Here is a 25,068-nt window from a genome sequence, read left to right as displayed (position 1 = left end):
GCGTGTCGCGCACCCTCGACCACTGCTGACCTGCACGGATGCCGCCGGCGCCGGCCTTGGCGGGCGGCCGGCCGCACCGCCGTCGCGCTGACGGGGGCGTGTGGCGCGGACGACACTCCTACGACCGAGCGCGCCTGCTGCGCGCGCCGGCCGCGTCCCACCAACGTCACCGGTCGGTCCGCACTCCCGTCGAGCGCCCTCCGTGCGCCGGGTGGAGCGCGCGCCGGCGCTCGCACTCCACCCGGCAGGGCCTCGCTCGCTCAGGCGTCGGCGCGCGTGAGCACCCCGAGCGTGCGGCGCCCGCGGCGAACGAGGACGTGGCGCCCGTGCAGCAGGTCGTCCGCGCCGAGCGCGCGCTCGCCGTCGTCCTGCTTGACGTTGTTGACGTAGGCACCGCCCTCGGCGACGGCACGGCGAGCGTCGTTCCGTCCCCGCACCACGCCGGAGGCGACGAGCGCGTCGACCACGGTCGTCCCGGGCTGCCACGTCCCGCTCGGCAGCTCGGACACCGCGGCGTCTAGCACCCCCGCGTCCAGCTCACGCAGGTCGCCACGGCCGAACAGGGCCTGGCTCGCGCGTTCCACCGCCTCGGTGGCCGCGGCCCCGTGCACGAGCGTGGTGACGTCGCCCGCCAACGTGCGCTGGGCCAGGCGCGCGGCCGGCCGCTCGGCGTGCTCGGCGGCGATCGCCTCCAGCTCCTCCCGCGGCCGGAAGGTGAACGTCCGGAGCCAGCGCACGGCGTCGTCGTCGGCCGCGTTGACCCAGTACTGGTAGAACGCGTAGGGCGTCATCATGTCCGGCGCGAGCCAGACGGCTCCGCCCTCGGTCTTGCCGAACTTCGTCCCGTCCGCCTTCGTGATGAGCGGCGTCGTCCACGCGTGGACCGCGTGACCCTCCGCCTTGCGCACGAGTTCGACGCCGGCCAGGAGGTTGCCCCACTGGTCGCTCCCGCCGGTCTGGAGCGTGACGCCGTGCCGCCGGTACAGCTCGAGGAAGTCGTTGCCCTGGAGCAGCTGGTAGGAGAACTCGGTGAAGGAGATCCCCTCCTCCGACGCGAGCCGCCGGGCGACCGTGTCCTTCGCGAGCATCGTGCCCAGCCGGAAGTGCTTGCCGATGGTGCGCAGCAGGTCGATCGCCGTGAGGTCCCCGGTCCAGTCGAGGTTGTTCACCATCCGAGCCGCGTGCGGTCCGGTGAAGTCGAGGAACGGCTCGATCTGCGCACGCAGGCGGTCGGCCCAGCCCGCCACGACGTCGGCGGAGTTCAGCACGCGCTCCCCCGACTGGCGCGGGTCCCCGATGAGCCCCGTCGCCCCACCCACGAGCGCCACGGGGTTGTGCCCGGCGAGCTGCAGGTGGCGCAGCAGGATCAGCTGGACAAGGTGGCCGTGGTGCAGGCTCGGCGCCGTGGGGTCGAACCCCGCGTAGTAGGTCACCGGCCCGGCCGCGAGCGCGGCGCGCAGGGCGTCCTCGTCGGTGGTCTGCTGGAGGAGACCGCGCCAGCGCAGCTCCTCGATCAGGTCGGCGCCGGGGCGGGCGGCCTCGGCGGCGTGGTCGCCGTCGGGCAGGGCGGTCTCGGGCGTGGTGGTGGGGGCGTTCGTCTCGGTCATCTCGGTTCTCGTCGTCAGGAAGGTCACGGGGGCAGGGGTCGGCGGCGGCTAGACGGCGCGATATCGCGACACGGTCGTCTCCCCTGACAGCCAGTACCGCCAGGGGTACTCAGCACCGCTGCCGCCTGCGCCGGAGACACCGGTGCGCGGTCCGTGCTGCCACGGCCCCGGGCGCACCTCCGGCACGCGCAGCGAGGCGCTCACGTGTCCGGGCATCACGTGCCCGTCCTCGGCGTCGACGCTCGTACCGTCGTGCAGGCCAGTGAGGCCGAGCGCGGCGGCCAAGCGCGCGGGACCGCTCGCGAGGTCGCGGTCCTGCTTGGACGTCACGCGGCGGTGCCGAGCGAGCTCGTCGCCCCCGACCACCTCGCCGGCGCGCAGCAGCACGGCCGACGCCGTGCCCTCCGGCCCGGTCACGAGGTTGACGCACCAGTGCATGCCGTAGGTGAAGTACACGTAAAGCCGACCCGGCGGTCCGAACATGCTCGCGTTGCGCGCGGTGCGTCCGCGGTAGGCGTGCGAACCCGGGTCGTCCGAACCCCCGTAGGCCTCGACCTCCGTGAGCCGGACGGTCACCGTGCCCTCGGGCGAGGTCACCGAGAGGTGGGCCCCGAGCAGGTCGGGGGCGACCTCCAGGACGCTGCGCGCGTACCACGACCGCCCCGGCACGTAGAACGAACGGGGGGTCACCTGGCTCACGGCAGCGTCCTTCCTCTCTCGCTCTGCGGCCCGCCCGAGACCGGCAGAAATGACCCCGGCATCCTCCCACAGCAGCCGGGCGCGCCCTCCCATCGTCCGCCCCACGACCGCTCCGCCGGGGCCGCCCTCACGAGGCGGGCGGCCCGTGCACCCGGTCCGGCCACGGGCGCCCGCCGCCCCAGCGGACCACGGCGCCACGCTCGTCGAGCACGACGTCCGCCCTCGCCGTCGTGCCCTCGCGCGCCTCGAGCGTCGCCTCGTCCGCCATGAAGGCACGCCAGCTGGCCTCGAGCGCCTCGCCGTCGCGCGCGATCCCCCGGGCGAGACGCACGTCGTCGGGCGCGACCACGCGCACGACGAGCGCGGCGACGTCGTCGACCCCGCGCGGGGCGCTCCCGCACCCCTCGAGGATCACGACGGCGCAGCGCGGCACGCGCACGTGACCTCGCCATCCGCCCTCGATCCAGTCCCAGCGGCGGGCCTGGCCGTCCCGGCCGGCCGCCAGCGGGTCGACGACCTCCCGCAGCACGGTCTGCCCGACGTCGAGCAGACCCGTCCAGCCCTCGTACAGGTCGTCGAGGTGGACCACCGCGACGTCGGCGCCCGCGTCTGCCCACGCCTCGCGCAGCCGCTCCGCGAGCGTGGTCTTGCCCGCCCCGGCCAGGCCGTCGACGCAGACCAGGCGCGTGCCGGGGGTGATCTCGGGGCCGCGGGCGGCGAGGGCTGTCAGCGCAGCAACGACCTCGGCCGGCGCGCGCGGATCCTCGGGTCCGCCGGCGGCGCCGTCGGTCGCGCCGGTCGCCGGCGTCGCGCCGGGCGGAGGCACCGGCAGCGTCATGCGGATCGCCGCGCGGTCACTCGGCGTCGGCCCACTCCCGCAGCCACGCGGCGGCGTCGCCCGCGCTCGCGAGCTGCTCCACCACGCGCAGCGGCGCGGTGCCTCCCCGGCCGTTGCGCGAGGCGATCGAGCCGGCGACCGTGAGCACCTCGCGCACCTGCGGCACCAGGCGCGGGGAGATGGCGGCCAGCTCGGCGTCGGCGAGCTCCTCCAGACCGATCGGCGGGGTGTGCGCCTCGCACGCGCGCACGCACGCCCCGGCGAGCTCGTGCGCCTCCCGGAACGGCACGCCCTGGCGCACCAGCCACTCGGCCACGTCGGTCGCGAGCGAGTAGCCCTGGGGGGCGAGCTCGGCGAGCCGGTCGGTGTGGAACGTGAGCGTCGCGACCATCCCGGCGACGGCGGGCAGCAGGACCTCGAGCTGGTTGACCGCGTCGAACACGGGCTCCTTGTCCTCCTGCAGGTCGCGGTTGTACGCGAGCGGGAGGCCCTTGAGAGTCGCCAGGAGTCCGGTGAGGTCGCCGATCAGTCGCCCGGCCTTGCCACGCGCGAGCTCGGCGATGTCGGGGTTCTTCTTCTGCGGCATGATGCTCGACCCGGTCGAGTAGCCGTCGTCCAGCGTGACGAAGCCGAACTCCTTCGTCGCCCAGAGCACGACCTCCTCCGCGAGCCGGGACAGGTCGACGCCGATCATCGCCGCGACGAACGCGAACTCGGCCACCACGTCGCGTGCGGCCGTCCCGTCGATCGAGTTCTCCACGGACGTCGTGAAGCCGAGGTCGCGTGCCACGGCCTCGGGGTCGAGGCCGAGCGAGGACCCGGCCAGCGCGCCCGAGCCGTACGGCGAGACCGCCGCGCGGGCGTCCCAGTCGACGAGGCGGTCGACGTCGCGCAGGAGCGGCCACGCGTGGGCGAGCAGCTGGTGCGCGAGCAGGACGGGCTGGGCGTGCTGAAGGTGCGTCCGGCCGGGCATGGGCGCGTCGGGGTGCGCCGCGGCCTGGTCCACGAGCGCGTCCACGACGTCGAGCACACCGCCTGCGATCGTGCGCGCGTGGTCGCGCAGGTACATCCGCACGAGGGTGGCGATCTGGTCGTTGCGCGAGCGGCCCGCGCGGATCCGACCGCCGACCTCGGCGCCGACCCGTTCGATGAGGATCCGCTCGAGGGCCCCGTGCACGTCCTCGTCACCCGGGTCCGGGGTCAGCACGCCGGAGGCGACGTCGGCCGCCATGGCCTCCAGCGCGGCCAGCAGCGTGGCGAGGTCGGCGTCGGTGAGCAGGCCGGCGCGGTGCAGCGCGCGAGCGTGGGCGCGCGAGCCGGCCAGGTCGACCTCGGCGAGGACCCAGTCGAACTGCGTGCTGCGCGACAGCGCGGCGAGCGCCGGGCTCGGGCCCGAGGCGAACCGGCCGCCCCACAGGGCGCCCGTGTTCGTGGTGCCGGGGGTCGCGGGGCCTGACTGCGCCGGCTCGTCGGCCGTCTGGTCGGCCGTCTGGTCAGCCCTCTGGTCGGCCGTCTGGTCGGCCGTCTCGTCGGTCGTCACGCGGTCGTCTCCTGGTGCTGGGCGGGGTCGGATGCGGGCGGCGCGCCGTGCGGCGCCGTCTCGGGTGCGCCGGTCGGTGCGCCGGCCTCGTCCGCGACGTGCGCCGCGAGCTCGAGCAGCCGCTCGACGACGAGCTGGGCGACGTCGGCGTCGCGCGTGATGACGAGCACGGTGTCGTCGCCGGCGATCGTGCCGAGGACTCCCGGCAGGATCGAGTGGTCGATCGCCGAGGCGAAGAAGTGAGCGGCGCCAGGCGGCGTGCGCAGCACGGCGAGATTGCCGCCGAACTCCGCGGACACGAGGAGGTCGGCCGCGAGACGCTCGAGCCGGCGGGCCAGCACGGTCTCCTGCTCCGCCAGGCGTGGGCCGTGGTAACCACCGCCCTCGGGCGGCAGCGTGTAGACGAGACCCTCCGGCGTGTGCACCTTGAGCGCGCGCAGCTCCAGGAGGTCGCGCGAGAGCGTGGCCTGCGTGACGCTCACGCCGTGCTCGGCGAGCGCCTGCGACAGGTCGCTCTGGGACCGGATCGTGCCCCGCACGATCGCCTGGGTGATGAGGGCCTGACGGGCCGCCTTCGTCGCCGGGATCTGACTCACGGCTCCTCCTCGAGGCCCGGACCTCGCGCGCCGGCCACCGTCGCTCCGGCCGCCGAGGCCGCCGAGTCCGCCGAGTCCGCCGCGTCCGCCGCGTCCGCCGCGTCCGCCGCGTCCGCCAGGCTGCGGCGCGCGAGGAACGTGAGCACCGCCTTCTGCGCGTGCAGCCGGTTCTCCGCCTCGTCCCACACCACCGCGCGCGGCCCGTCGAGCACCTCGGCCGAGATCTCCTTGCCGCGGTAGGCCGGCAGGCAGTGCAGCACCACGGCCGAGGGGTCGGCCACGTCGAGCAGGTCCTGGTCCAGCCGGAACGGCACGAACGGCGCCTCGCGCAGCGCGGCCTCACTCTCCTGGCCCATCGACACCCACGTGTCGGTCGCGACCGCGTCGGCGCCGGCGACGGCGTGCCGCGCGTCGTGGTGCACCGCCACCGCGGCGCCCGTCTCGGCCGCGATGGCCTCGGCCCGGGCCAGGATGTCCGCCCGAGGGGCGTACTCGGGCGGGCAGCCGATGTGCACGTCCATCCCCGCGAGCGCGCCCGCGAGCAGGTAGGAGTGCGCCATGTTGTTGCTGCCGTCCCCGACGTAGGCGAACGTCCGCCCGGCGAGCGCCGGGCCGCGCGCCGTGAGGCCCCCGGTGTGCTCCGCGACGGTGAGCAGGTCCGCGAGGCTCTGGCACGGGTGGAAGTCGTCGGTGAGCGCGTTGACCACCGGCACGCCCGAGAAGCACGCCATCTGCTCGAGGTCGCGCTGGTGGAACGTGCGCCAGACGATCGCCGCGACCTGACGCCCCAGCACCCGCGCGACGTCCTCGACCGACTCGCGCGTCCCGATCCGCGCGAGACTGCCGTCCACCATGAGCGGGTAGCCGCCGAGCTCGGCGACGCCCGTCGTGAACGACACCTGGGTGCGCAGGGTCGGCTTGTCGAAGATGATCGCGACGCTGCGCGGCCCGGCGTAGGGCTGCTCGGCGTGCCGGTCGGACTTGAGCACGAGCGCGAGCTCGAGCACCTCGCGCTGCTCGGCGCTCGTGAGGTCGTCGTCCGCGAGGAACGAGCGGACGGCGGGCCGCGCGAGCGCCTGCGCCTGCGTCGAGTCGTCGGTCATCGCGTCTGCTCCTGGTCCGCGGCCCGGTCGAGCACGCTGTCGAGCGCGGCGGGCAGCGCCGCGGTGAACGAGGCCGCCTGGGCGGCCGTGAGGATGAGCGGCGGCGCGAGGCGCAGCGTCGTCGGCGTCGGGGCGTTCACGATGAAGCCCGCCTCGAGCAGCGCGGCCTGCACCGCGGGTGCCACCGCGGCGCCGAGCTCGACCCCGATGAGGAAGCCCTCGCCGCGCACATCCCGCACCGCTGAGTGGGCGGCGGCGAGCTCCTCGCGCCAGGACGCGCCCAGGTCGCGGACGTGCTCGAGCAGGCCGTCGCGCTCGATGACGTGCAGCGTCGCGAGCGTCGCCGCGGCCGCCACCGGGTTGCCCCCGAAGGTCGTGCCGTGGTTGCCCGGGCCGAACAGCGCGCCGGCCGGCCCGAACCCGATCGCCGCACCCACCGGGAAGCCGCCGCCGAGGCCCTTGGCGAGCGTCACGACGTCGGGCGTGACGCCCTCGCCCACCTGGGGCAGCTGACTGGCCAGCCACGCGCCGCACCGCCCGACGCCGGTCTGCACCTCGTCGAGCACGAGCAGCGCGCCGCTGCGACGGGTCAGCTCGCGCGCCGCCGCGAGATACCCGGCGCGGTGCGGCCGCACACCCGCCTCGCCCTGGATCGGCTCGATCACCAGCGCCGCGACGTCACCTGCCGCGAAGGCCGCCTCGAGGGCGGCGACGTCGCCGAACGGCACGAACTCCACGCCGCCCGGCAGCGGCTCGAACGGCTCGCGGTACGCGGCCTTGGAGGTGAGCGACAGCGCCCCCATCGACCGACCGTGGAACGCCCCCTCGAGCGCGAGCACCCGGTGCGTGCCCGTGGCACGCCCGTGCAGCCGGATCATCTTGAGCGCGGCCTCGTTCGCCTCCGTGCCGGAGTTGCTGAGGAACACCCGGGAGCCGTCCTGCGCGCCCGCGCCGGTCAGGTCGAGGAGCCGCTCGGCCATGGTGACCTGGGTGGGGGTCGCGAAGAAGTTCGAGACGTGCCCGAGGGTGCCGAGCTGGGCCGAGATGGCCGAGACCAGCGTGGGGTGGGCGTGCCCGAGCGCGTTCACCGCGATGCCGGCGAGCAGGTCGAGGTAGCGTCCGCCGTCGGCGTCCCACACGTAGGCGCCGTCTCCGCGCACGAGCACGCGCTGCGGTGCGCCGAAGGTGTTCATCAGCGCTCCCGCGTACCGCGCCCCGATCTCCGCACCCGATCCGCGGACCGCTGTGCTCGCCGTCGTGACCTCGCTCATGCGAGCCCTCCCGTCTGTACCGACACGGCGTCCGCGCTCTCCAGCTCGGCCGGGCGCGAGCCCGGCAGCACCATCGTGCCGACGCCGTCGCTCGTGAAGATCTCCAGCAGCAGCGCGTGCGGCGCGCGCCCGTCGATGACGTGCGCGCGGCCGACGCCGCCGGTCACGGCCCGCAGGCACGCCTCCATCTTCGGCACCATGCCGGAGGACAGCGTCGGCAGCATCGGGGCGAGTTCGACGGCGCCGATCCGGCGCACGAGCGAGCCGCGGTCCGGCCACGCGGCATAGAGCCCCTCGACGTCGGTGAGCACCACGAGCTTCTCGGCACCGAGCGCGACGGCGAGGGCCGCGGCCGCCGTGTCGGCGTTGACGTTGAGGATCTGGGTCGGGTCGGACTCGTCCACCGCGATCGTGGACACCACCGGGATCCGGCCCGCCGCGAGCAGGTCCGTGACCGCCGCCGGGTCGACGCTCGTCACGTCCCCCACGAGGCCGACGTCGACCTCGACCCCGTCGACGACGGCGGAGCGCCGCGACGCGCGGAACAGGCCGGCGTCCTCCCCGCTCAGGCCCACGGCGAGCGGGCCGCGCGCGTTGAGCATCGTGACGAGGCGGCGCTGCACCTGACCGGTGAGCACCATCCGCACGACGTCCATCGCCTCGGGCGTCGTCACCCGCAGGCCGCCGCGGAACTCCGAGGCGATCTGCAGCCGGGCGAGCATGTCGCTGATCTGCGGGCCGCCGCCGTGCACCACGACGGGCCGCAGGCCCACCCGGCGCAGGAACTGCACGTCCTGGGCGAACGCCCGCTCCAGCTCGGCGTCGACCATGGCGTTGCCGCCGAACTTCACGACGACGACGGCGCCGGCGAACTTCTCCAGCCACGGGAGCGCCTGCACGAGCACCTCCGCCTTCTGGTAGGCGAACAGGTCTCGCTCGGTGTCGAAGTAGAAGTCGGAGCTCTCGCCCCCACCGTCGTCGTCGCTCACCACCGTCTGCGCGGCCATCCCGGTCTCCGTCCGTCGCGTCACGTCGAGTAGGCGCTGTTCTCGTGCACGTAGTCGTGCGTGAGGTCGTTGGTCCACACCGTCGCCTCGCTGTCGCCGGCGTGCAGGTCGATCCGGATGTGCACCTCGCGCGCCGCGGCGAGGTCCACGAGCGAGCGGTCCTCGCCGACGCCGCCCGCGCGGCACACCTGGACGCCGTTGATCGCGACGTCCAGCGTCAGCGGGTCGTACGGCGCGACCTCCTCCGACACCGTGCCGACGGCCGCGAGCACGCGGCCCCAGTTCGGGTCGTTGCCGAACACGGCCGCCTTGAGCAGGTTGGACCGGGTCACGGCCCGCGCGACGGCCACGGCGGCCTGCTCGCTCGAGGCGTGCACGACCGTCACGGCGATGTCGTGGCTCGCGCCCTCGGCGTCGGCCACGAGCGCGCGGGCGAGCTCGCCGCACGCCCGCTCGAGCGCGACGGCGAACGCGGCCTGGTCAGGCGTCTCACCGCTGGCTCCCGAGGCGAGCAGCAGCACCGTGTCGTTGGTCGACATGCAGCCGTCGGAGTCGACGCGGTCGAACGTGCGCGCCGTCGCGGACCGCAGCGCCGCGTCCGCCTGCTCGGCGTCGAGCACGGCGTCGGTGGTGAGCACGACGAGCATCGTGGCGAGGCCGGGCGCGAGCATCCCGGCGCCCTTCGCCATCCCCCCGATCGACCAGGACGCGCCGTCGGGCGCGGGCACGTGGGTGCGCTTGGGCACGGTGTCGGTCGTCATGATGGCCGTCGCGGCGTCGTCCCCGCCGTCGGGCGAGAGCGCAGCCGCGGCCGCGTCGACCCCGGCCAGCAGCGTGTCCATCGGCAGCCGCTCGCCGATCAGGCCGGTCGAGCAGACGAGCACGTCGCCGAAGTCCACGCCGAGCGCCGCGCCCACGTGCTCCGCGGTGCGGTGCGTGTCGGCGAACCCCTCGGGACCCGTGCACGCGTTGGCGCCGCCGGAGTTGAGCACCACGGCGCGCGCCACGCCGTCGCCCACGGCGACGCGCGACCACGTCACGGGGGCGGCGACCACCCGGTTGGAGGTGAACACGCCGGCCGCGACGGCGAGCGGACCGTCGTTCACGACGAGCGCGAGGTCGGGCCGGCCGGACGGCTTGAGGCCGGCGGTGACGCCGGCGGCCCGGAACCCGGCGGGGGCGGTGACGGTCATGCGGTCCTCCTGGTGCGCGTGCGCGAGCGCGTGCGCGAGCGCGTGCGCGTGCGCGTGCGCGTCGAGCGTGTCACGGGGCCACGCCGAGGAGCGGCAGGCCCGCCGTCTCGGGCAGGCCGAGGGCGAGGTTGAGGGACTGCACGGCGGCGCCGGCGGTGCCCTTGACGAGGTTGTCCAGCGCGCAGGTGATCACGGCGCGGCCGGCCCGCTCGTCGAGCGCGACCTGCACGAGCACGGTGTTCGCCCCGACGACCGACGCGCTGGTGGGCTGCTGCCCCTCCGGCAGCAGGTGCACGAAGGGCTCGTCGTCGTAGGCGGTGGCCCACGCGTCGCGCAGCTGCGCCGCGGTGGTGCCCTCGGCGACGGGCGCGGTGACGGTCGCGAGGATGCCCCGGGACATCGGCACGAGCACGGGCGTGAAGGACAGCCGGACCTGCTGCGCGCCCGCGACCTGCAGGTTCTGCACGATCTCGGGGTTGTGCCGGTGCGTGCCGCCCACGCCGTAGGGCACGGCCGCTCCGTGCGCCTCGCTCGCGAGCAGGTGGGTCTTGGGCGCCTTGCCGGCGCCGGAGTACCCGACGGCGAGCACGGCCACGACGTCGTCGCTCGCCACGAGGCCGGCGGCCACGCCGGGCTGCAGCGCGAGCGTCACCGCGGTGACGTTGCAGCCCGGGACGGCGACGCGGCGCGTGTCGGCGAGCAGCGCGCGCTGCGCGCTCGCCGTCCGCTCCCCCGCGTGCAGGAGCTCTGGCATGCCGTAGGTCCAGGTCCCCGCGTGCTCGCTGTGGTAGTAGTCCCGCCAGGCCTGGGGGTCCACGAGCCGGTGGTCCGCGCCGACGTCGAGCACGAGGACGTCGGGGTCGACCTCGGCGAGCGCGGCGGCCACGGCACCGGAGGCGCCGTGCGGCAGGGCAAGGAACACGACGTCGTGCCCCGCCAGCGCGGGCGCTGAGGTGGCGTCGAAGCGGCGGCCGACGATCGCGGGGTGCGCTGCGAGGTGCGGCTGGTGCGCCGCGACGCTCTCGCCCGCGTTGCTGTGCGCCGTGAGCGCACCGAGACTCAGGTCCGGGTGGGCCAGGACGAGGCGGGCGATCTCGCCGCCGGCGTAGCCACTGGCCCCGGCGATCGCAACGGATACGGTCACGCGCATAACTATACACACGAGGGTGGGCGGCGCCGTCAGGGTACGCCGAGCAGCGCGGCGGCGCGTCCGCGGGCTGCAGACCCATCGAACGCCGGCTTGCGGCTACCGGACGGCACCGAACGCTGGGTTGTGGCCACCCGGGAACCCCACGGTGACCACAAGCCAGCGCTCGCTCGCGCACCGTGACCACAAGCCAGCGCTCGCTCGCGCACCGTGACCACAAGCCAGCGCTCGCTCGCGCACCGTGACCACAAGCCAGCAGTCGAATCGGCCGATCGGGCGGCCACCCGGCACGCGTCGGCGTGGTCGGAACAGTGGCACGGCCGACACGTCCCACGGAGTGAGCCACCCCGATTGGGCGCCCCGCATCGTGGGCACGCGCGTAGGTTGACGACCATGAAGGCGATCCAGGCCCGCGCGGCGGGCGACCCCGACGTCCTTGCCCTCGTCGACCTCCCCGACCCCGAGCCCGGCCCGGGCGAGCTGCTCGTCGAGGTGGCCGCGGCAGGCGTGAACTTCATCGACACGTACCGGCGCTCGGGCGTGTACCCCGTGCCCTTCCCGCACGTCCCGGGCAGCGAGGGCGCCGGCCGCGTGGTCGCGGTGGGCGACGGCGTCGCGGACGTCGCGGCCGGGGACCGGGTGGCGTGGAGCGATGCGGCCGGCTCGTACGCCGAGCGGGTCCTCGTCCGCGCCGACCGTGCGCTGCCCGTGCCCGACGGCGTGCCGGACGACGTCGCGGCCGCACTCCCCCTCCAGGGCATGACGGCGCACTACCTCGTCGCGTCCACGTTCCCGCTCGAGCCGGGTCACCAGGTTCTCCTGCACGCGGGAGCCGGCGGGGTCGGCCTCCTGCTCACCCAGCTCGCGGTGTCCCGTGGAGCACGTGTGGTCTCCACCGTGTCGACCGAGGAGAAGGCAGAGCTCGCGCGCGCGGCGGGTGCCGCGGAGGTCATCCGGTACGACCAGCTCGAAGACCTGACCCGCGAGCTTCCGCCGCTCGTGCGCGAGGCCACCGACGGCGGCGCTCACGTGGTGTACGACGGCGTGGGGCGCGCCACGTTCGACGCCTCCCTTGCGAGCCTGCGTCGCCGCGGGCTGCTCGTGCTGTTCGGCGGGTCGAGCGGTCAGGTGCCGCCGCTGGACCTGCAGCGGCTCAACGCCGCCGGATCCTTGTTCGTCACCCGGCCCACGCTCGGCGACTACGTCGCCACCACCGAGGAGCTGCGCGAGCGCGGGTCGGCGCTGTTCGACGCGGTGCTCGACGGCTCGCTCGACGTCCGCATCGGGGCGCGCTTCCCGCTCGGCGAGGCAGCACAGGCGCACCGCGACCTCGAGGGCCGGCGCACCACCGGCAAGGTGCTGCTGGAGCCGTGAGTCAGGCGGAGCCGAGGCCCGCCGAGGGTGCGCTCGCGAGCGCGGGGTCCGCCGCGACCGCACCGGCCCAGGCGCGCACGCCGTCCCAGTCGGTGAACTCACCCTCCTTGGCGCGCACGACCGCGAGCAGCGAGCGCTCACGCATCGAGAGCGCCGAGCGGTCGATGATGCCGGCGAAGGTCACCCGAGCGCTGGCCGTCGCGGTCGTCCGCGGAGCCGTCACCGCCGGGTCCAGCACGTCCGGCGTGACGTCCAGCACCCCGACTGCGAACGCGTAGGTCCGCACGCCGCGCTCGATGAGCAGGGCCTGGGCGATCGTGGCGCGGGCGAGCCAGCTGCCGGTGTACACGGATCCCCCGATGACGGCGGCGTCGATGTCGGCGGTCTGGAGGACGGCCGCGACGTCGTCGTCCTCGAACACCTCCAGGCGCGTGACCACGTGACCTGCGTCCGCCAGCACACCTGCGATCACGTCGCCGATCCGCGTGGTCGCGCCGTGTCGGGACGCGGTCGCCACGAGGATCCTCATGGCGATCAAGGATTCCTCGACCCGTGTGCGACCGCGTGGGCCGAAGGTCCCGCACCCGTCGAGCACGCCGCGACCGCTCGCACTGACCTCAGCGCGCGGGCGGGACCAGACCCTCGCCGGCGTTCGGGTCGTCCTCGCCCCACGGGGTGATACCCAGCCGGCGCGCCCCCGGCGCAGGGGTGCCGTGCGCGCGGAGGCTCGTGACGTCGTCGTGCGTGACGCGCAGGTAGCGCCCGGACCAGTCGTCGAGCTCACCGCGGCCGATGGCGGCGACGAGGTCCACCGTGCGCTCGACGGGCGTGAACTCGGTCCTGTTGCGGTGCACGAGCATCGACGTCGACATTCGCGTCTCGACCGTGCCCGGCGCGACGCCGAACGCGCGCAACCCACGCGCGAACCCCGCCTCGTGCACGTGCCCGACCAGCCGCAGCTGGCCCGCCTTCGTCGCCGTGTAGGCGGAGGCCACGTCCCAGTCGCGCGCCCCGGCGCCCGAGACGATGTCGACCGTCCGGCCACCGCCGCGCGCCACCATCGCGGGCAGCACGGCGCGCGAGACGTGGAAGGACCCGAGGAGGTTCGTCGCGACGACGCCGTGCCACTGCTCGACGTCGGCCTCCCACAGCGGGACCTCGGCATCGATGCGGCCGGCGTTGTTGACGAGCAGGTCCACCGGGCCGAGGTCGGCGACGAGGGCCGCGACGGCGTCGCGCACGGCCTCGGCGTCGCTCACGTCGGCGACGGCGAACGCGGCCCGTCCCCCGGCCGCGGTGAGCTCGGCCGCCGCCTCGGCGAGCGCCTCGCCGTCGCGCGCGAGCAGCCCGACGCGCAGCCCGGCGCGCGCCAGGCCGAGGGCCACCGCGCGGCCGATGCCGCGCGAGGCACCGGTGACGAGCGCGACCTCGGCCGGAGCCGGGCTGACGGCGGGCGTGCCGCCGTCGGCCGTGTCGTCCGCCGTGGCGTCAGCCACGGAGCACGCCGCCCACGCGCTCGGCCGCGAGGCGCACGACGGCGTCACGCACCTGCGCCGTCTCGGCGGCCGTGAGAGTGTGGTCACCCGCCCGAAGCCGCAGCGCGAACGCGAGCGACTTGCGGCCCTCGCCGACCTGGTCCCCGACGTAGACGTCGAACAGCTCGACCGACTCCGCGAGGTCGCCCGCGGCCTCGAGCACCACCTGGCGCACGTCCTCCGCGGGCACGTCGGCGGCCACGACGAGCGCGACGTCCTCCTTCGCCAGCGGGTACGTCGAGAGCTTCCCGGCGAGGGCGACCGCGTCGCGGGCGTGCTCGCACAGCGCGTCCAGGTCGAGCTCGAGGGCCGCCGAGCGACGCGGCAGCGCGAACGCGGCCGCGACCTTCGGCGCGAGCTCCCCCACGTGACCGAGCACGAGGTCCTCGGGTGCGTCGGCACCCGTCAGCACGACCTCGGCGCACCGCCCGGGGTGGAACGGGGCCCACGGCTCGGGCACGGGGCGCGCCCGCAGCCGCACGTCGGCACCGAGCGCGGCCGCGAGACGGTGCACGACGCCGATGAGCGCCTCCGCATGCTCCGCCGAGGTGGCCGAGCCGACCGGGCCGCCCAGCACGGCGGCGACGTGGCGCTCCTGGGCCGGCACCGACTTCAGCACCGCCGCGAGCACGTCCGGCTCGGGCCGGACGCCGCCGGGCGGCAGGACCCCGGGGCCACCGGGACGCGCGTGCGTCACCGAGCCCGTCTCGAAGACGGCCACCTCGGTGGCGCCGCGGGCGATGTTCCGCGCCGCGACCGGCAGGAGCGTCGCGAGCAGGCTCGTGCGCAGCTCGGGCTGGTCCTCGGTGAGCGGGTTGGCGAGTCTCTCGGCCCCGCGGCGCGGGTCCTCGGCCGGCTCGCCCAGCTGGTCGTGCACGTGCGGGGACACGAACGGGTACGACAGCACCTGCACGAGCCCCGACTCGGCCAGCGTGCGCTCGGCCGAGCGGCGCAGCCGCTGCGAGCGGGTCAGCCCGGTGCCGACCTGGGCGTGCGGGAGAACGGAGGGCACCTGGTCGTACCCGCGCAGCCGGACGACCTCCTCGATCAGGTCGACGGCCGCCGTGAGGTCCGGACGCCAGGTCGGGGGCACGACGACGAGCTCACGGTGGTCCGCCGTCGTGCTGCCGTTCGCCACCTCCACCACGATGTCGGTGACGGATGCGCCGAGCTGAACGAGGACGTCGTGCACTTCGTCGTAGGTGTAGGCGACACCCACGCGCGCGGAGACCGAGGCGGGGTCGAGCGTGATCGGGGCGGGCGCCGTCGTGCGGTCGACGTCGCCGACCCGGGCGTCGTCGGCCACGCCGCCGCCGTAGCGGACGAGCAGGTCGACCACGCGCTGCGCGGCGACCGCCTGCAGCCGCGTGTCGACGCCGCGCTCGAAGCGCCGCGAGGCCTCGCTCGGCAGCTTGTGCCGGCGGGCGGACCGGGCGATCGTGATCGGGTCGAAGTGTGCGGCCTCGACGAGGACGTCCGTCGTGGTCGCCGTCACCTCGGTGCTCTCCCCGCCCATGACGCCCGCGATGCCGATCGCCCGCTCGCCGCGCGCACCGGCCGGGGAGTCGGTGATGAGGAGGTCCTCGGCGTCGAGCGCGCGGTCGACGCCGTCGAGGGTCGTCATCCGCTCGCCGGGGCGCGCCCGGCGCACCACGATCGGGGCGTGCACGGTCGCGAGGTCGTAGGCGTGCAGGGGCTGCCCGAGGTCGAGCATCACGTAGTTCGTGGCGTCGACGGCGAGCGAGATCGGCCGCATGCCGGCCTGCCGGAGGCGGCGCTGCAGCCACTCCGGGCTGGGCGCGGCCGCGTCCACGCCGCGCACCACGCGCGTGACGAACCGGTCGCAGCCGGGCACGCCGTGGATCGGGGCGGCGTCCTCGAACGCGACCTCGAAGGCCTCGGGCGTGGTGGGCGGCACCGCGGGGCCGCTGCCGGCCGGTGCGGACAGGCCCGGGTCGACGAACCGGGCGCCGGTGGCGTGGCCGTACTCGCGGGCGACGCCGCGCACGCTGAAGCAGTAGCCGCGGTCCGGGGTCACGTTGATCTCGAGCACCTCGTCGGCCAGACCGAGCAGCGCGAGGGCGTCGGAGCCGGGCGCGGGGGCCTCGGGCGCGGCGTCGGCGCCCTCGGAGGCGGTGTCGGCGTCCTCGAAGGCGGTGTCGGCGCCCGACCCGCGGGCGAGCACGATGATGCCGTGCTCGCCGTCGTCCTCGAGGCCGAGCTCGGCGGCGGAGCAGATCATCCCGTCGGACACGTGCCCGTACGTCTTGCGCGCGGCGATCGCGAAGTCGCCGGGCAGCACCGCGCCGGGCAGCGCGACGACGACCGTGTCACCGGCGTCGAAGTTGTGGGCGCCGCAGATCACGCCGCGCGGCACGACCGCCCCGGCGTCGTCCCGCTCACCGGTGTCCACCTGGCACCAGTTGACGACCTTGCCGTTCTTCTGCGGCTCGGGCGTGCGCTCGAGCACGCGGCCGACGACGACCGGACCCGTGACGCCGCTGGTGTGGACGGCCTCCTCCTCCAGCCCGACCCGGACCAGGTCCGCGGCCAGCTGGTGCGCGGTGAGGTCCGCGGGCAGCTCGACGTGCTCGGCGAGCCACGGCAGCACGACGTACGGCATCAGGCCACTCCTCCGGTCTCGCCCGCCAGCGCGAACGCGCGCGAGAACCGCGCATCGCCCTCGAGCAGGTCACGCATGTCCTCGATGCCGTAGCGCAGCATCACCGCTCGCTCGATGCCCATCCCGAAGGCGAAGCCCTGGTAGACGTCGGGATCCACACCGACCGAGCGCAGCACGTTCGGGTTGACCATCCCGCAGCCGCCCCACTCGATCCAGCCCGCCCCGCCCTTCTTCTGCGGGAACCACAGGTCCATCTCGGCGCTCGGCTCGGTGAACGGGAAGAAGCTCGGCCGGATCCGCGTCCGGGCCTCGGGCCCGAACATCGCGCGCGCGAAGTGGTCGAGCGTGCCCTTGAGGTGCGCCATCGTGAGGCCCTTGTCGATCGCGAGCCCCTCCACCTGGTGGAAGACCGGCGAGTGCGTCGCGTCGAGCTCGTCGGTGCGGAACACCTTGCCCGGGCACGCGATGTAGACGGGCAGGTCGCGCTCGAGCAGCGCACGCGCCTGCACCGGCGAGGTGTGCGTGCGCAGCACGAGGTGCGCGTCCTCGGCGGGGTCGGTGGCGCCGTCGGGTCCGGTCGGGTTCGCGAGGAAGAACGTGTCCTGCATCTGCCGCGCCGGGTGGTCCGGGCCGAAGTTGAGCGCGTCGAAGTTGAACCACTCGTGCTCGACCTCGGGACCCTCGGCGATCTCCCAGCCCATCGCGACGAAGAGGTCGGCGACCTCCTCCGCGATCCGCGCGATCGGGTGGCGGGCGCCGACCTGACCGGTGCTCGCGGCGCCGGCGCGGCCGCGGGCGGCGGCGAGCGTGACGTCGATCGTCTCCTCGCGCAGGATCTGCTGCGCCCGCTCGTCCTCGAGCACGGCCTCCCGCGCCTGGACGGCGGCGGTGACCTGGCCGCGCGCGCCGCCGAGCAGGCGGCCGGCGGCGGCCTTCTCGGAACCCGGCAGGTCCTTGATCCCGCGGTTGGCGAGCGCGAGCGGGCTGCGGTCGCCCGTGTGGGCGAGCCGCGCCTCCTTCAGCTCCTCGAGCGTGCCCGCACGCTCGACGGCGAGCAGGGCCTCCTCGACGGCGCGTGCGACGCCCGCGGCGTCGGTGGGGTCGAGGGCGCTGTCGTCAGCGCCGTTCTCGGTGGTCATGCGGGTCCTTCCGGAGTCGGTCGCGCGTGCGCGCCAGTCAGCGGCGGGGTTCGGGGCGCGCGTCCGGCACGGCCGGCGGCACCCCTCGGCACGGGCGAGTGCAGCGACAATCCTGCCACGGTGACCACCGAGGGCCGCCCCGGCCGCCGGGCGTCGGCGCGGCCGCCGGGAACCGGGCTCGGCCGCAGCACGGTCCCAGCACGGCCCCAGCTGGGTCCCAGCACGGTCCGAGGTCCGGTCCCGAGCCCCGTCGCGCGCTCGGTCCCGGGACGGGCTCACCTCGAGCGGGCGTGCGCGAGCGAGGAGGCGTACAGCGTGATCGTGGCCGCCATCGCGACGTTGAGACTCTCGGCCCGGCCGCGCAGCGGCACCCGGACCGTCGCGTCGGCGAGCGCCCGCGCGTCGTCGGAGAGCCCGTGCGCCTCGTTGCCGAAGATCCACGCCGTGGGGCGGTCGAGCAGGCTGGTGCTCTCGATGTCGTGCTCGCCCTGGCCGTCGGCCGCGAGAACGTCGAGGCCGGCGCCGCGCAGCGTCGAGACCACGTCGGCGAGGCCGACGCCGGAGATCACCGGCAGGTGGAACACGGAGCCGGCACTGGAGCGCACGACCTTGGGCGACGTCACCTCGACGCTGCCCGTGGTGAGGACCACCGCGTCGGCCCCGGCAGCGTCGGCAGCGCGGATGATCGTCCCCGCGTTGCCCGGGTCGCGCACCTCCTCGCACACAGCGACGAGGCGAAGGCGGCCCAGGTCAAGCGCCGACAGGTCGCTCGCCCGCAGGTCGAGCACGGCGAGCACGCCCTGGGCGTCAGCAGACATGCGCTCGAGCGCCTCGGTCGACGTCGGGTGCACGTACAGGCCGGCGTCGAGTGCGGCGTCGACGATCTCGGGCCAGCGGCTGGACGCCTGCTGCGTCACGTAGATGTCGCGCACGTCCGCTGCCGCGTACCGCACGGCCTCGCGCACCGACTGCGGGCCCTCGGCGACATACCGGGAGGTGCGCAGCCGCGCAGCGCGCTGCCCGAGCGCGCGCACGCCCGCAACGCGCTCCGAGCGAGCGTTCGTCAGCGGGTCGGTCAGCGGCACGTGCGCAGTCTCCCATGCACGCTCACGAGAGACGGTCGCATTCGGCGCTCTAGGTTGCTAGCATGCTGGCATGAACCCGGTGACCGAGGAGTCTCCGCCCCGCAAGGTGCAGTTCAACGTCTACCTGCCGCCGGACCTCGTCCGCGCGGTCAAGCACCGCAGCATCGACGAGGGGCTGTCCCTGTCCGAGCTCGTGCGCCAGGCGCTCGAGCGCTATCTCGAGGAGGAACGATGATCGTCCGACCCATCCACCGCACGAGCGAGCTCGCGCGCTGGCGGGAGCTCGCCGTCGCGCTCGGCGGCGTCGTCACGCACGAGTCCGACGGCTGGATCGAGCTCACGTACGGCTCCGGTGCGCTCGCGCTGCACCACGCCGAGGCCGGCGCACCCGACGACGGCGTCACCGACCTGCGGCTTCTCGTCGAGGAGGGCAGCGTGCCCGCGCTCGAGCGCCGGCTGGGTCCCGCCCTGGCGACGCACGGCGCGCGGCTCGAGCGTCGCGTCATGGGGCACGGCGAGGAGCTGCGCGTGATCGCGGCCGACGGCGCGGTCGTGACGTTCGATCCGGTGCTCGCGCCGGCAGCCGAGCCGCTCGCCACGCACTCCCCCGCAGACCCGGCACCCGCGGGCCCGACGCCCACGACGGCGGTGCAGGCGATCTGGTACACCCCGGTCGTCCAGGAGGCCGCGGACCTGCTCGAGACGCTCGGGCTGCGGCGTCGGATCGCCTCCGACTCCGGCGGCTGGGTCGACCTGCGAGCCGACGGCGGGGGGCTCGCCGCGGTGCACGCCGGACGGACGGTGGGAACCGAGCTGGCCTTCGAGATCGCCGGACCCGGCGCCGTCGGCGACGCCGGAGCAGGCGACGGCGACGGCGACGGCGACGGCGACGGCGGAATGCTGCACGAGCTGCACGCGCGACTCACCGCGAGCGGCCACGACGCCGCGCTCATCGACGAGAGCTACGGCGTCACGCTGCGCGTGGCCAACCCCGACGCGCCCGACGACGTCGACGCTCGGATCTGGGTCAGCGAGTGGCAGGGCGAGCTGTACGGCTACACCGTCGCCCACGACGACGACGGCGCCGTCGACGACGCCGAGCACGAGACCGCGGCCGGCTGACGCCCGCCACGACGCCGTCGACGACGCCGAGCACGAGACCGCGGCCGGCTGACGCCCGCGGCGGCGCGGGCGCACCGACGGGCGCGCCCGACCCGATCGGCGAACGTGCGCCCGCGCACGAGAAACGGCCCGCCCCCCGAGGGGGACGGGCCGTGTCGTCTCGCAGGAGGTCAGGCCGCCTTGGGGGCGTTGACGTCCTCGGGGAGCGCCTTCTTGGCCAGCTCCACGAGCGCCGTGAACGCCGCGGGGTCGTTGACCGCGAGCTCGGCGAGCATGCGACGGTCGACCTCGATCTCCGCGGCCTTGAGGCCCTGGATGAACCGGTTGTACGTGATGCCGTTGGCGCGGGCCGCGGCGTTCACGCGCTGGATCCACAGGCGACGGAAGTCACCCTTGCGGGCGCGACGGTCGCGGTAGGCGTAGCCGAGGGAGTGGGTGACCTGCTCCTTGGCCTTGCGGTACAGACGCGAGCGCTGCCCGCGGTAGCCGGACGCCTGCTCGAGAACGACCCGGCGCTTCTTGTGGGCGTTGACCGCCCGCTTCACGCGTGCCACGTGAGTCTCCTTCTAGTAGTACGCGCGGCTCAGCGGCCGAGCAGCTTCTTGATCTTGCGGACGTCGGCGCTGTCCACGACCTGGTCGGAGGACAGGCGGCGCTTGCGGGTGGAGGTCTTGTGCTCGTTGAGGTGACGGATGCCCGTCTGCTCGCGCATGATCTTGCCGCTCCCGGTCACCCGGAAACGCTTCTTGGCACCGGAGTGCGTCTTGTTCTTCGGCATCTCGCCATCCTCGGTAGGGCCGCACCGTGCGGTGCGGGGCTTGCGGGTCGTGCGGGCGGGGATCCGCCCGGCAGGTGCCGGCTGGAGCCGGTCAGGACTTGGGTCGCGGTGCGGGCCGCGCCGGACGCGGTGCACCGGGCTTGGGAGCCGCGGGCCGGGGGGCCTGCGGCCGGGGTGCGGCCGACGACGTCGTGCTCGCCGTGCCCGCCTGCTCGCTCGACCGGGAGGCCGGTCGCGGAGCCGGACGCGGCGTGGCGGGACGCGGGGCCGCGGGGGCCTTCGCGGCCGGGGCGCTCGCCTTGGCCGGCGCGCTGACCGGTGCGGGCTCGCTCACCTCGGCGACCTCCTCGACGTCGTCGCCCTGCGGCACGACGACCTCGGCGGCCGGGGTCTCGGCCGGCGCCGCGGGGGCCTCGACCGTCGCGGGCGTGGCGGTCTCGGCGACCTGCTCGGCCGCCGGGGCCTCGACGACGGACTCGGGCTCGGGTGCCGGCGCCGCCGCTGCGCTCCGGTCGCCGTCCGCGGGCGACGCCACCGGGGCGTCCTCGCGGGTGCGCTCGGCGCGAGCCTTGCGCTGCTCCTGGATGGCGTCGGCCTTCCGCTTGGTCGGCGCGATGACCATCGTCATGTTTCGCCCGTCCAGCCGCGGCGAGGACTCCACCGTGCCCAGCTCGGAGACGTCCTCGGCGAGCCGCTGCAGCAGGCGCATGCCCATCTCCGGACGGGACTGCTCCCGGCCGCGGAACATGATCATGACCTTCACCTTGTCGCCGGCCTTGAGGAACCGCTCGACGTGGCCCTTCTTGGTGCCGTAGTCGTGCGGGTCGATCTTGAGCCGGAAACGGATCTCCTTCAGCACGGTGTTGGCCTGGTTGCGGCGCGCGTCGCGCGCCTTCTGGGCCGTCTCGTACTTGAACTTCCCGAAGTCCATGAGCTTGCAGACCGGGGGGCGCGCGTCCGGCGCGACCTCGACCAGGTCGAGGTCCGCCTCCTCGGCGAGGCGAAGCGCGTCCTCGACCCGAACGATGCCGACCTGCTCACCGTTCGGGCCGACCAGACGTACCTCGGGCACGCGGATCCGCTCGTTGATGCGGGGCTCGCTGATGCTGTGCTCCTTGGGTCTCTCGTCGGATGACCTCACGCACAGGAAAGGCCCCCGCACGTGAGCGCGTGCGGAGGCCTCGAGCTCGGCGCACCGGGGTGCACCTGCTGGGGTGCGCGACGGCGTCGCGAACCCCGACCGAGGACCTGCTCCCCGTCGCCGCGAGGGCCGGGAGCGAGGTGGGAGGATCTCCACTTGCGCACCGATCTCGCCGTCGTGCGCCGCCGGACGGCGGGCATGAGTGAGCGTGACCGGTTGGTCGACATGCAAGACTACCAGACGTGACCGATCCCCACTCCACCGCCGCCGACGTGCCCGTGGCGGGCGGCTCCGACGAGGCCACCCGCGACATCGCCGACGTCCCCGCCGTCGAGATCATCAGCTCCGCGGCTGTCCACCTCATGAGCGCGGCCGCCGTGAAGTGCGGCCTCGCGCCCGACTCCGACGACGTGCGGGGCGCCGACCTGCGCGACCTCGACGAGGCGCGCAAGCTCATCACGGCGCTCGCCGGACTGGTCACCGCCGGAGCCACGGAGATCGGCGACCGGCACGCGCGCCCGCTGCGGGACGGCCTGCGCACGCTGCAGCTCGCGTTCCGCGAGGCCTCGCCCTACCCCGACGCACCCGGCGACGGCCCGGGCGAGAAGTGGACCGGCCCGGTCCGCTGACCCGCGGTCGCTGACCTCCTCGGGCGCGGTGTCGCTCAGCTCACCTCGCGCACCGCGAGCGCGAGCTCCGGGGCGAGCTCGCGGGCGAGGAAGCCGAGCCCGAGCCGTTCGGTGAGGCGCTCCCCGGCGCGCGCGTGCACCCAGGTCCCCCACACCGCGGCGCGCGCGAGGTCGAGCCCGCGGGCCGCGAACCCGGCGATCGCGCCGGACAGCACGTCCCCGCTGCCCGACGTGCCCAGGCCGGGGCCGCCGTCGGGCACCCGCCACACGTGGCCGGTCGGGTCGGCGACCGTGCCGTAGCACGTCACGACGGCGCCGTACCGGCGCGCCACCTCGACGACGTCGGCGAGCTCGTCGGCGTCGTCGCCGTCGGACTCGCCGTCGGAGCCGTCGGACTCGCCGTCGTCGCCGTTGGACTCGCCGTCGGATCCGGCCTCCCGCAGCAGCGTGAGCTCCTCGCGGTTCGGCGTGAGCACGAGGCGCTCGGGCAGCGCCGACCGCTCGGCTCGAGGCAGGACCCCGAGGCCCCACGCGTCGAGCACGAGGCACCTCGGGTGTGCCTCGGCGACGGCGACGAGCGTGGCCAGGGTCTCCTCGGCGTCGTCGAAGCCCGGCCCGAACAGGACCGCGTCCGCCGCCGCGAGCTGGTCGCGCGGCGGCCCCTCGACCGGATCGGTCGGCTCGTCCGGGAGGGCGAAGATCGCGGCCTCCGGCAGGACGGCGCCGAGCTGGGCGTCGATCGACCCGGGCGCGAGCACGGCGAGCCGGCCCGCGCCGACCCGGAGCGCCGCCTCGCCGGCCAGCATGACGCCGCCAGGCGTGCGGCGCGACCCGCCGACGACGATGACGTCGCCGCGGTCCTTCTTCGACTCCCCCGGGTCGGGCAGCCCCCAGGAGCGGAGCAGCTCGGCTGTGACGGAGACCGGCTCACGCATGGTCGACATCGGGGCTTCCCGGGTGCACGGTGACGTCGGCGCCCTCGCGCTGGAGGTGGTCGACGTCGGAGAACACCGCGAGCTGCCAGCCCTCCTCCGTCAGCTCCAGACAGGTAAGGGACGCGTTGAGCACCGTGTGCTCCGCCGCGAACGGCATGAGCTCCTCCTCGGTCATCCCCAGCAGCGCGGCCACCACGAGCATCACGACGGCGTCGTGCGCGACGACCATCGCCGTGCCCTCGGGCGTGGCGAGGGCGTCGTGCAGGAAGGACCGCAGCCGCAGCTGGACGTCCGCCCACGACTCCCCGCCGGGTGGGCGGTGGTAGTACTTCCCCAGCCGGCGCCGTCGCTCCGCCTCCTCGGGGTACCGCGCCTGGACGCCCCGCCAGGTCAGCAGGTCGAGCACGCCGAGCTCGCGGTCCCGCAGCCGTTCGTCCACGCGCGCCGGTGCGTCCAGGTCGGCCGCGGCGATCTCGAGCGTCTGCCGTGCCCGGCGGTACGGCGACACGAAGAACACGTCGATCCCGGTGCGGTGCTCCGTGAGCCACGCCCCGAGGGCCTCGGCCTGCTCGACCCCGACGTCCGTCAGCGGCACGTCGGCGTCGCGCAGGTCGAGCTCGATCCGCTCGAGCCCCGCGCGCTCGGCGCTCGTCGCGGCCTGGTTGCCGACGCTCTCGCCGTGCCGGACGAGCCAGATCGTGTGGAGCGTCATGCCGCCAAGGCTAGCCACCCGGGTGGCGAGGGCGTGTCGCGCTCAGGCTGAGGCGGTGCCGGACGCGGTCCCGGGGCCGCGGTCGGCCCCGGCCAGGGGAAGCCAGGCGAGCACGTCCTGGATGCGCGCGTCCCAGTACCCCCACTCGTGCTGCCCCGGGCCGAACGACGTGGTCACGTCGATCCCGCGCTCGGCCGCGACGGCGAGGAAGGACTCCTGCATCGGCCACAGGTCGTCCTCGGTGCCGCAGGCGACCATGAGGGCGGGCAGCGCCGCCGGGTCGGCCTCGCGCAGCAGGTGCAGCAGGTCGGCACCTGTGCCCTGAACGTCTGCCTCGCCGAACGCGTTCGTGTAGAAGTCCTCGCGCGCGTCGCGGACGAACGGGTGCGCGATGTCGAGCGCGCCGGACAGCGACGCGGCTGCCGCGAACCGGTCGGGCCGGGCGAGCCCGAGCCGCATGGCGCCGTAGCCACCCATCGACAGGCCCGCGACGAACGTGTCCTCGCGCCGGCTCGACACCCGGAACAGCTGCTGGACGATCGCCGGCAGCTCCTCGCTCACGTAGGTCCAGTACCGCTCACCGTGTGCCATGTCCTGGTAGAAGCTGCGCTCCACGCGTGGCATCACGACGGCGATCCCGTAGTCGGCCGCGTAGCGCTCGATCGAGGTGCGGCGCAGCCAGATGGTGTCGTCGTCGGAGAGGCCGTGCAGCAGGTAGAGGACGGGCGGGTCCGCCGCGGTGCGTGTGCCGCTCATCCCGATCTGGGCGTTCGTCGCCTGCGGCAGGATCACTGTGAGCGAGGTGCTCATGAGCAGGGACTCGGAGAAGACGTAGGTGTGCGCGAGAGCCATGGCCGCAGTCTCGCCCATCCGACCGCGGTGGCGGCACCGAACACGCACCGCGGACCGGTCGAGCACCCGGCCGCGCCGACTCGTCGCCGGACCGCCGGGCGCGTCAGCGCCGCGATCCGCCGCTACCCGCCCGGCCCGTCCG

Annotated in this window: 25 protein-coding genes; 4 read left to right on the top strand and 21 right to left on the bottom strand. The window is 74.9% G+C overall.

Annotation, left to right across the window (positions count from 1 at the left end; all coding sequences use genetic code 11):
* Positions 1 to 260: 260 nt before the first annotated feature.
* The 10 genes from tyrS to argC all read right to left on the bottom strand — a co-directional run bounded on the left by tyrS (position 261) and on the right by argC (position 11,004).
* Complete coding sequence (gene tyrS, locus AC3AQ1_RS15505) at positions 261 to 1,607, bottom strand: tyrosine--tRNA ligase (protein ID WP_108719724.1); 1,347 nt, start codon at positions 1,605 to 1,607, stop codon at positions 261 to 263.
* A gap of 48 nt (positions 1,608 to 1,655) precedes the next feature.
* The gene (locus tag AC3AQ1_RS15500; protein ID WP_234417992.1) at positions 1,656 to 2,297 is read right to left on the bottom strand and encodes a DNA-3-methyladenine glycosylase; all 642 of its coding nucleotides are present in this window, start codon (positions 2,295 to 2,297) and stop codon (positions 1,656 to 1,658) included.
* Positions 2,298 to 2,433: 136 nt separating this feature from the next.
* Entirely contained in the window at positions 2,434 to 3,144 is a 711-nt protein-coding gene (locus AC3AQ1_RS15495) for a uridine kinase family protein (protein WP_234417568.1), read from the bottom strand.
* 16 nt (positions 3,145 to 3,160) lie between these two features.
* On the bottom strand, positions 3,161 to 4,561 hold the full coding sequence (argH, locus tag AC3AQ1_RS15490) for an argininosuccinate lyase (protein ID WP_108720290.1): 1,401 nt from the start codon (positions 4,559 to 4,561) through the stop codon (positions 3,161 to 3,163).
* 119 nt (positions 4,562 to 4,680) lie between these two features.
* Positions 4,681 to 5,280, bottom strand: coding sequence for an arginine repressor (locus AC3AQ1_RS15485; protein ID WP_108719723.1), 600 nt, complete (start codon positions 5,278 to 5,280; stop codon positions 4,681 to 4,683).
* Positions 5,277 to 6,383, bottom strand: a complete 1,107-nt coding sequence (argF, locus tag AC3AQ1_RS15480; RefSeq protein WP_108719722.1) for an ornithine carbamoyltransferase — start codon at positions 6,381 to 6,383, stop codon at positions 5,277 to 5,279. The genes AC3AQ1_RS15485 and argF overlap by 4 nt, the downstream gene beginning before the upstream one ends.
* Positions 6,380 to 7,654, bottom strand: a complete 1,275-nt coding sequence (locus AC3AQ1_RS15475) for an acetylornithine transaminase (RefSeq protein WP_108719721.1) — start codon at positions 7,652 to 7,654, stop codon at positions 6,380 to 6,382. The genes argF and AC3AQ1_RS15475 overlap by 4 nt, the downstream gene beginning before the upstream one ends.
* A complete protein-coding gene (gene argB, locus AC3AQ1_RS15470; RefSeq protein ID WP_108720289.1) occupies positions 7,651 to 8,661 on the bottom strand; it encodes an acetylglutamate kinase in 1,011 nt (336 codons plus the stop codon). Before argB ends, AC3AQ1_RS15475 begins: the two co-directional genes overlap by 4 nt.
* A gap of 20 nt (positions 8,662 to 8,681) precedes the next feature.
* Entirely contained in the window at positions 8,682 to 9,854 is a 1,173-nt protein-coding gene (gene argJ / locus AC3AQ1_RS15465; RefSeq protein WP_108719720.1) for a bifunctional glutamate N-acetyltransferase/amino-acid acetyltransferase ArgJ, read from the bottom strand.
* Positions 9,855 to 9,924: 70 nt separating this feature from the next.
* A complete protein-coding gene (argC, locus tag AC3AQ1_RS15460) occupies positions 9,925 to 11,004 on the bottom strand; it encodes an N-acetyl-gamma-glutamyl-phosphate reductase (RefSeq protein WP_108719719.1) in 1,080 nt (359 codons plus the stop codon).
* A gap of 390 nt (positions 11,005 to 11,394) precedes the next feature.
* On the opposite strand from argC, the gene AC3AQ1_RS15455 reads away from it, so the two are divergent.
* On the top strand, positions 11,395 to 12,375 hold the full coding sequence (locus AC3AQ1_RS15455) for a quinone oxidoreductase family protein (protein WP_108719718.1): 981 nt from the start codon (positions 11,395 to 11,397) through the stop codon (positions 12,373 to 12,375).
* A gap of 1 nt (position 12,376) precedes the next feature.
* Here the strand turns inward: AC3AQ1_RS15455 and AC3AQ1_RS15450 are convergent, their stop codons facing one another.
* The 5 genes from AC3AQ1_RS15450 to AC3AQ1_RS15430 form a co-directional block, all read right to left on the bottom strand.
* Positions 12,377 to 12,904, bottom strand: coding sequence for a flavodoxin domain-containing protein (locus AC3AQ1_RS15450; protein WP_108719717.1), 528 nt, complete (start codon positions 12,902 to 12,904; stop codon positions 12,377 to 12,379).
* Positions 12,905 to 12,992: 88 nt separating this feature from the next.
* Positions 12,993 to 13,871, bottom strand: coding sequence for an SDR family oxidoreductase (locus AC3AQ1_RS15445; protein ID WP_108720288.1), 879 nt, complete (start codon positions 13,869 to 13,871; stop codon positions 12,993 to 12,995).
* Positions 13,864 to 16,533 (bottom strand): phenylalanine--tRNA ligase subunit beta, encoded by a 2,670-nt coding sequence (pheT, locus tag AC3AQ1_RS15440; protein WP_108719716.1) that lies wholly within the window; start codon positions 16,531 to 16,533, stop codon positions 13,864 to 13,866. The genes AC3AQ1_RS15445 and pheT overlap by 8 nt, the downstream gene beginning before the upstream one ends.
* Positions 16,533 to 17,672, bottom strand: a complete 1,140-nt coding sequence (pheS, locus tag AC3AQ1_RS15435; protein WP_108719715.1) for a phenylalanine--tRNA ligase subunit alpha — start codon at positions 17,670 to 17,672, stop codon at positions 16,533 to 16,535. Before pheS ends, pheT begins: the two co-directional genes overlap by 1 nt.
* 275 nt (positions 17,673 to 17,947) lie before the next feature.
* The gene (locus tag AC3AQ1_RS15430; protein WP_370445299.1) at positions 17,948 to 18,757 is read right to left on the bottom strand and encodes a TrmH family RNA methyltransferase; all 810 of its coding nucleotides are present in this window, start codon (positions 18,755 to 18,757) and stop codon (positions 17,948 to 17,950) included.
* 70 nt (positions 18,758 to 18,827) lie between these two features.
* Here AC3AQ1_RS15430 and AC3AQ1_RS15425 point away from each other — a divergent pair, with 70 nt between their 5' ends.
* Together AC3AQ1_RS15425 and AC3AQ1_RS15420 are read left to right on the top strand one after the other, a co-directional pair.
* Entirely contained in the window at positions 18,828 to 18,992 is a 165-nt protein-coding gene (locus AC3AQ1_RS15425) for a ribbon-helix-helix domain-containing protein (protein WP_108719714.1), read from the top strand.
* Positions 18,989 to 19,879, top strand: coding sequence for a hypothetical protein (locus AC3AQ1_RS15420; RefSeq protein ID WP_108719713.1), 891 nt, complete (start codon positions 18,989 to 18,991; stop codon positions 19,877 to 19,879). Before AC3AQ1_RS15425 ends, AC3AQ1_RS15420 begins: the two co-directional genes overlap by 4 nt.
* A 170-nt stretch (positions 19,880 to 20,049) precedes the next feature.
* Here the strand turns inward: AC3AQ1_RS15420 and rplT are convergent, their stop codons facing one another.
* From rplT to infC, 3 genes are all read right to left on the bottom strand, one after another.
* Entirely contained in the window at positions 20,050 to 20,433 is a 384-nt protein-coding gene (gene rplT, locus AC3AQ1_RS15415) for a 50S ribosomal protein L20 (protein WP_108719712.1), read from the bottom strand.
* 29 nt (positions 20,434 to 20,462) lie between these two features.
* Complete coding sequence (gene rpmI, locus AC3AQ1_RS15410) at positions 20,463 to 20,657, bottom strand: 50S ribosomal protein L35 (RefSeq protein ID WP_108719711.1); 195 nt, start codon at positions 20,655 to 20,657, stop codon at positions 20,463 to 20,465.
* 91 nt (positions 20,658 to 20,748) lie between these two features.
* Positions 20,749 to 21,798: a translation initiation factor IF-3 gene (infC, locus tag AC3AQ1_RS15405; RefSeq protein WP_234417566.1), complete on the bottom strand. Its 1,050-nt coding sequence runs from the start codon at positions 21,796 to 21,798 to the stop codon at positions 20,749 to 20,751.
* Between the two features lie 242 nt (positions 21,799 to 22,040).
* On the opposite strand from infC, the gene AC3AQ1_RS15400 reads away from it, so the two are divergent.
* Positions 22,041 to 22,427, top strand: a complete 387-nt coding sequence (locus AC3AQ1_RS15400) for a DUF1844 domain-containing protein (protein ID WP_370445298.1) — start codon at positions 22,041 to 22,043, stop codon at positions 22,425 to 22,427.
* Positions 22,428 to 22,462: 35 nt separating this feature from the next.
* Here the strand turns inward: AC3AQ1_RS15400 and AC3AQ1_RS15395 are convergent, their stop codons facing one another.
* The 3 genes from AC3AQ1_RS15395 to AC3AQ1_RS15385 are packed head-to-tail and all read right to left on the bottom strand — an operon-like array spanning position 22,463 to position 24,926.
* On the bottom strand, positions 22,463 to 23,362 hold the full coding sequence (locus AC3AQ1_RS15395) for an ADP-dependent NAD(P)H-hydrate dehydratase (RefSeq protein ID WP_370445297.1): 900 nt from the start codon (positions 23,360 to 23,362) through the stop codon (positions 22,463 to 22,465).
* Entirely contained in the window at positions 23,355 to 24,074 is a 720-nt protein-coding gene (locus AC3AQ1_RS15390) for a histidine phosphatase family protein (protein ID WP_108719709.1), read from the bottom strand. The genes AC3AQ1_RS15395 and AC3AQ1_RS15390 overlap by 8 nt, the downstream gene beginning before the upstream one ends.
* Before the next feature lie 42 nt (positions 24,075 to 24,116).
* Complete coding sequence (locus AC3AQ1_RS15385; protein ID WP_108720284.1) at positions 24,117 to 24,926, bottom strand: alpha/beta hydrolase; 810 nt, start codon at positions 24,924 to 24,926, stop codon at positions 24,117 to 24,119.
* Positions 24,927 to 25,068: the final 142 nt, after the last annotated feature.

This window comes from Miniimonas sp. S16 (genome assembly GCF_057748195.1).
The sequence above is the reverse complement of the archived record's forward strand: the minus strand, read 5'-3'. Positions and strand labels throughout refer to the sequence as shown.

Bases quoted from the DNA above. Each gene is read 5' to 3' on its own strand.
- tyrS (WP_108719724.1), bottom strand. From the start codon at position 1,607: ATGACCGAGACGAACGCCCCCACCACCACGCCCGAGACCGCCCTGCCC.
- AC3AQ1_RS15495 (WP_234417568.1), bottom strand. From the start codon at position 3,144: ATGACGCTGCCGGTGCCTCCGCCCGGCGCGACGCCGGCGACCGGCGCG.
- argF (WP_108719722.1), bottom strand. From the start codon at position 6,383: ATGACCGACGACTCGACGCAGGCGCAGGCGCTCGCGCGGCCCGCCGTC.
- AC3AQ1_RS15475 (WP_108719721.1), bottom strand. From the start codon at position 7,654: ATGAGCGAGGTCACGACGGCGAGCACAGCGGTCCGCGGATCGGGTGCG.
- argB (WP_108720289.1), bottom strand. From the start codon at position 8,661: ATGGCCGCGCAGACGGTGGTGAGCGACGACGACGGTGGGGGCGAGAGC.
- argJ (WP_108719720.1), bottom strand. From the start codon at position 9,854: ATGACCGTCACCGCCCCCGCCGGGTTCCGGGCCGCCGGCGTCACCGCC.
- argC (WP_108719719.1), bottom strand. From the start codon at position 11,004: ATGCGCGTGACCGTATCCGTTGCGATCGCCGGGGCCAGTGGCTACGCC.
- AC3AQ1_RS15455 (WP_108719718.1), top strand. From the start codon at position 11,395: ATGAAGGCGATCCAGGCCCGCGCGGCGGGCGACCCCGACGTCCTTGCC.
- AC3AQ1_RS15450 (WP_108719717.1), bottom strand. From the start codon at position 12,904: ATGAGGATCCTCGTGGCGACCGCGTCCCGACACGGCGCGACCACGCGG.
- pheT (WP_108719716.1), bottom strand. From the start codon at position 16,533: ATGCCGTACGTCGTGCTGCCGTGGCTCGCCGAGCACGTCGAGCTGCCC.
- pheS (WP_108719715.1), bottom strand. From the start codon at position 17,672: ATGACCACCGAGAACGGCGCTGACGACAGCGCCCTCGACCCCACCGAC.
- AC3AQ1_RS15425 (WP_108719714.1), top strand. From the start codon at position 18,828: ATGAACCCGGTGACCGAGGAGTCTCCGCCCCGCAAGGTGCAGTTCAAC.
- AC3AQ1_RS15420 (WP_108719713.1), top strand. From the start codon at position 18,989: ATGATCGTCCGACCCATCCACCGCACGAGCGAGCTCGCGCGCTGGCGG.
- rpmI (WP_108719711.1), bottom strand. From the start codon at position 20,657: ATGCCGAAGAACAAGACGCACTCCGGTGCCAAGAAGCGTTTCCGGGTG.
- AC3AQ1_RS15395 (WP_370445297.1), bottom strand. From the start codon at position 23,362: ATGCGTGAGCCGGTCTCCGTCACAGCCGAGCTGCTCCGCTCCTGGGGG.
- AC3AQ1_RS15390 (WP_108719709.1), bottom strand. From the start codon at position 24,074: ATGACGCTCCACACGATCTGGCTCGTCCGGCACGGCGAGAGCGTCGGC.
- AC3AQ1_RS15385 (WP_108720284.1), bottom strand. From the start codon at position 24,926: ATGGCTCTCGCGCACACCTACGTCTTCTCCGAGTCCCTGCTCATGAGC.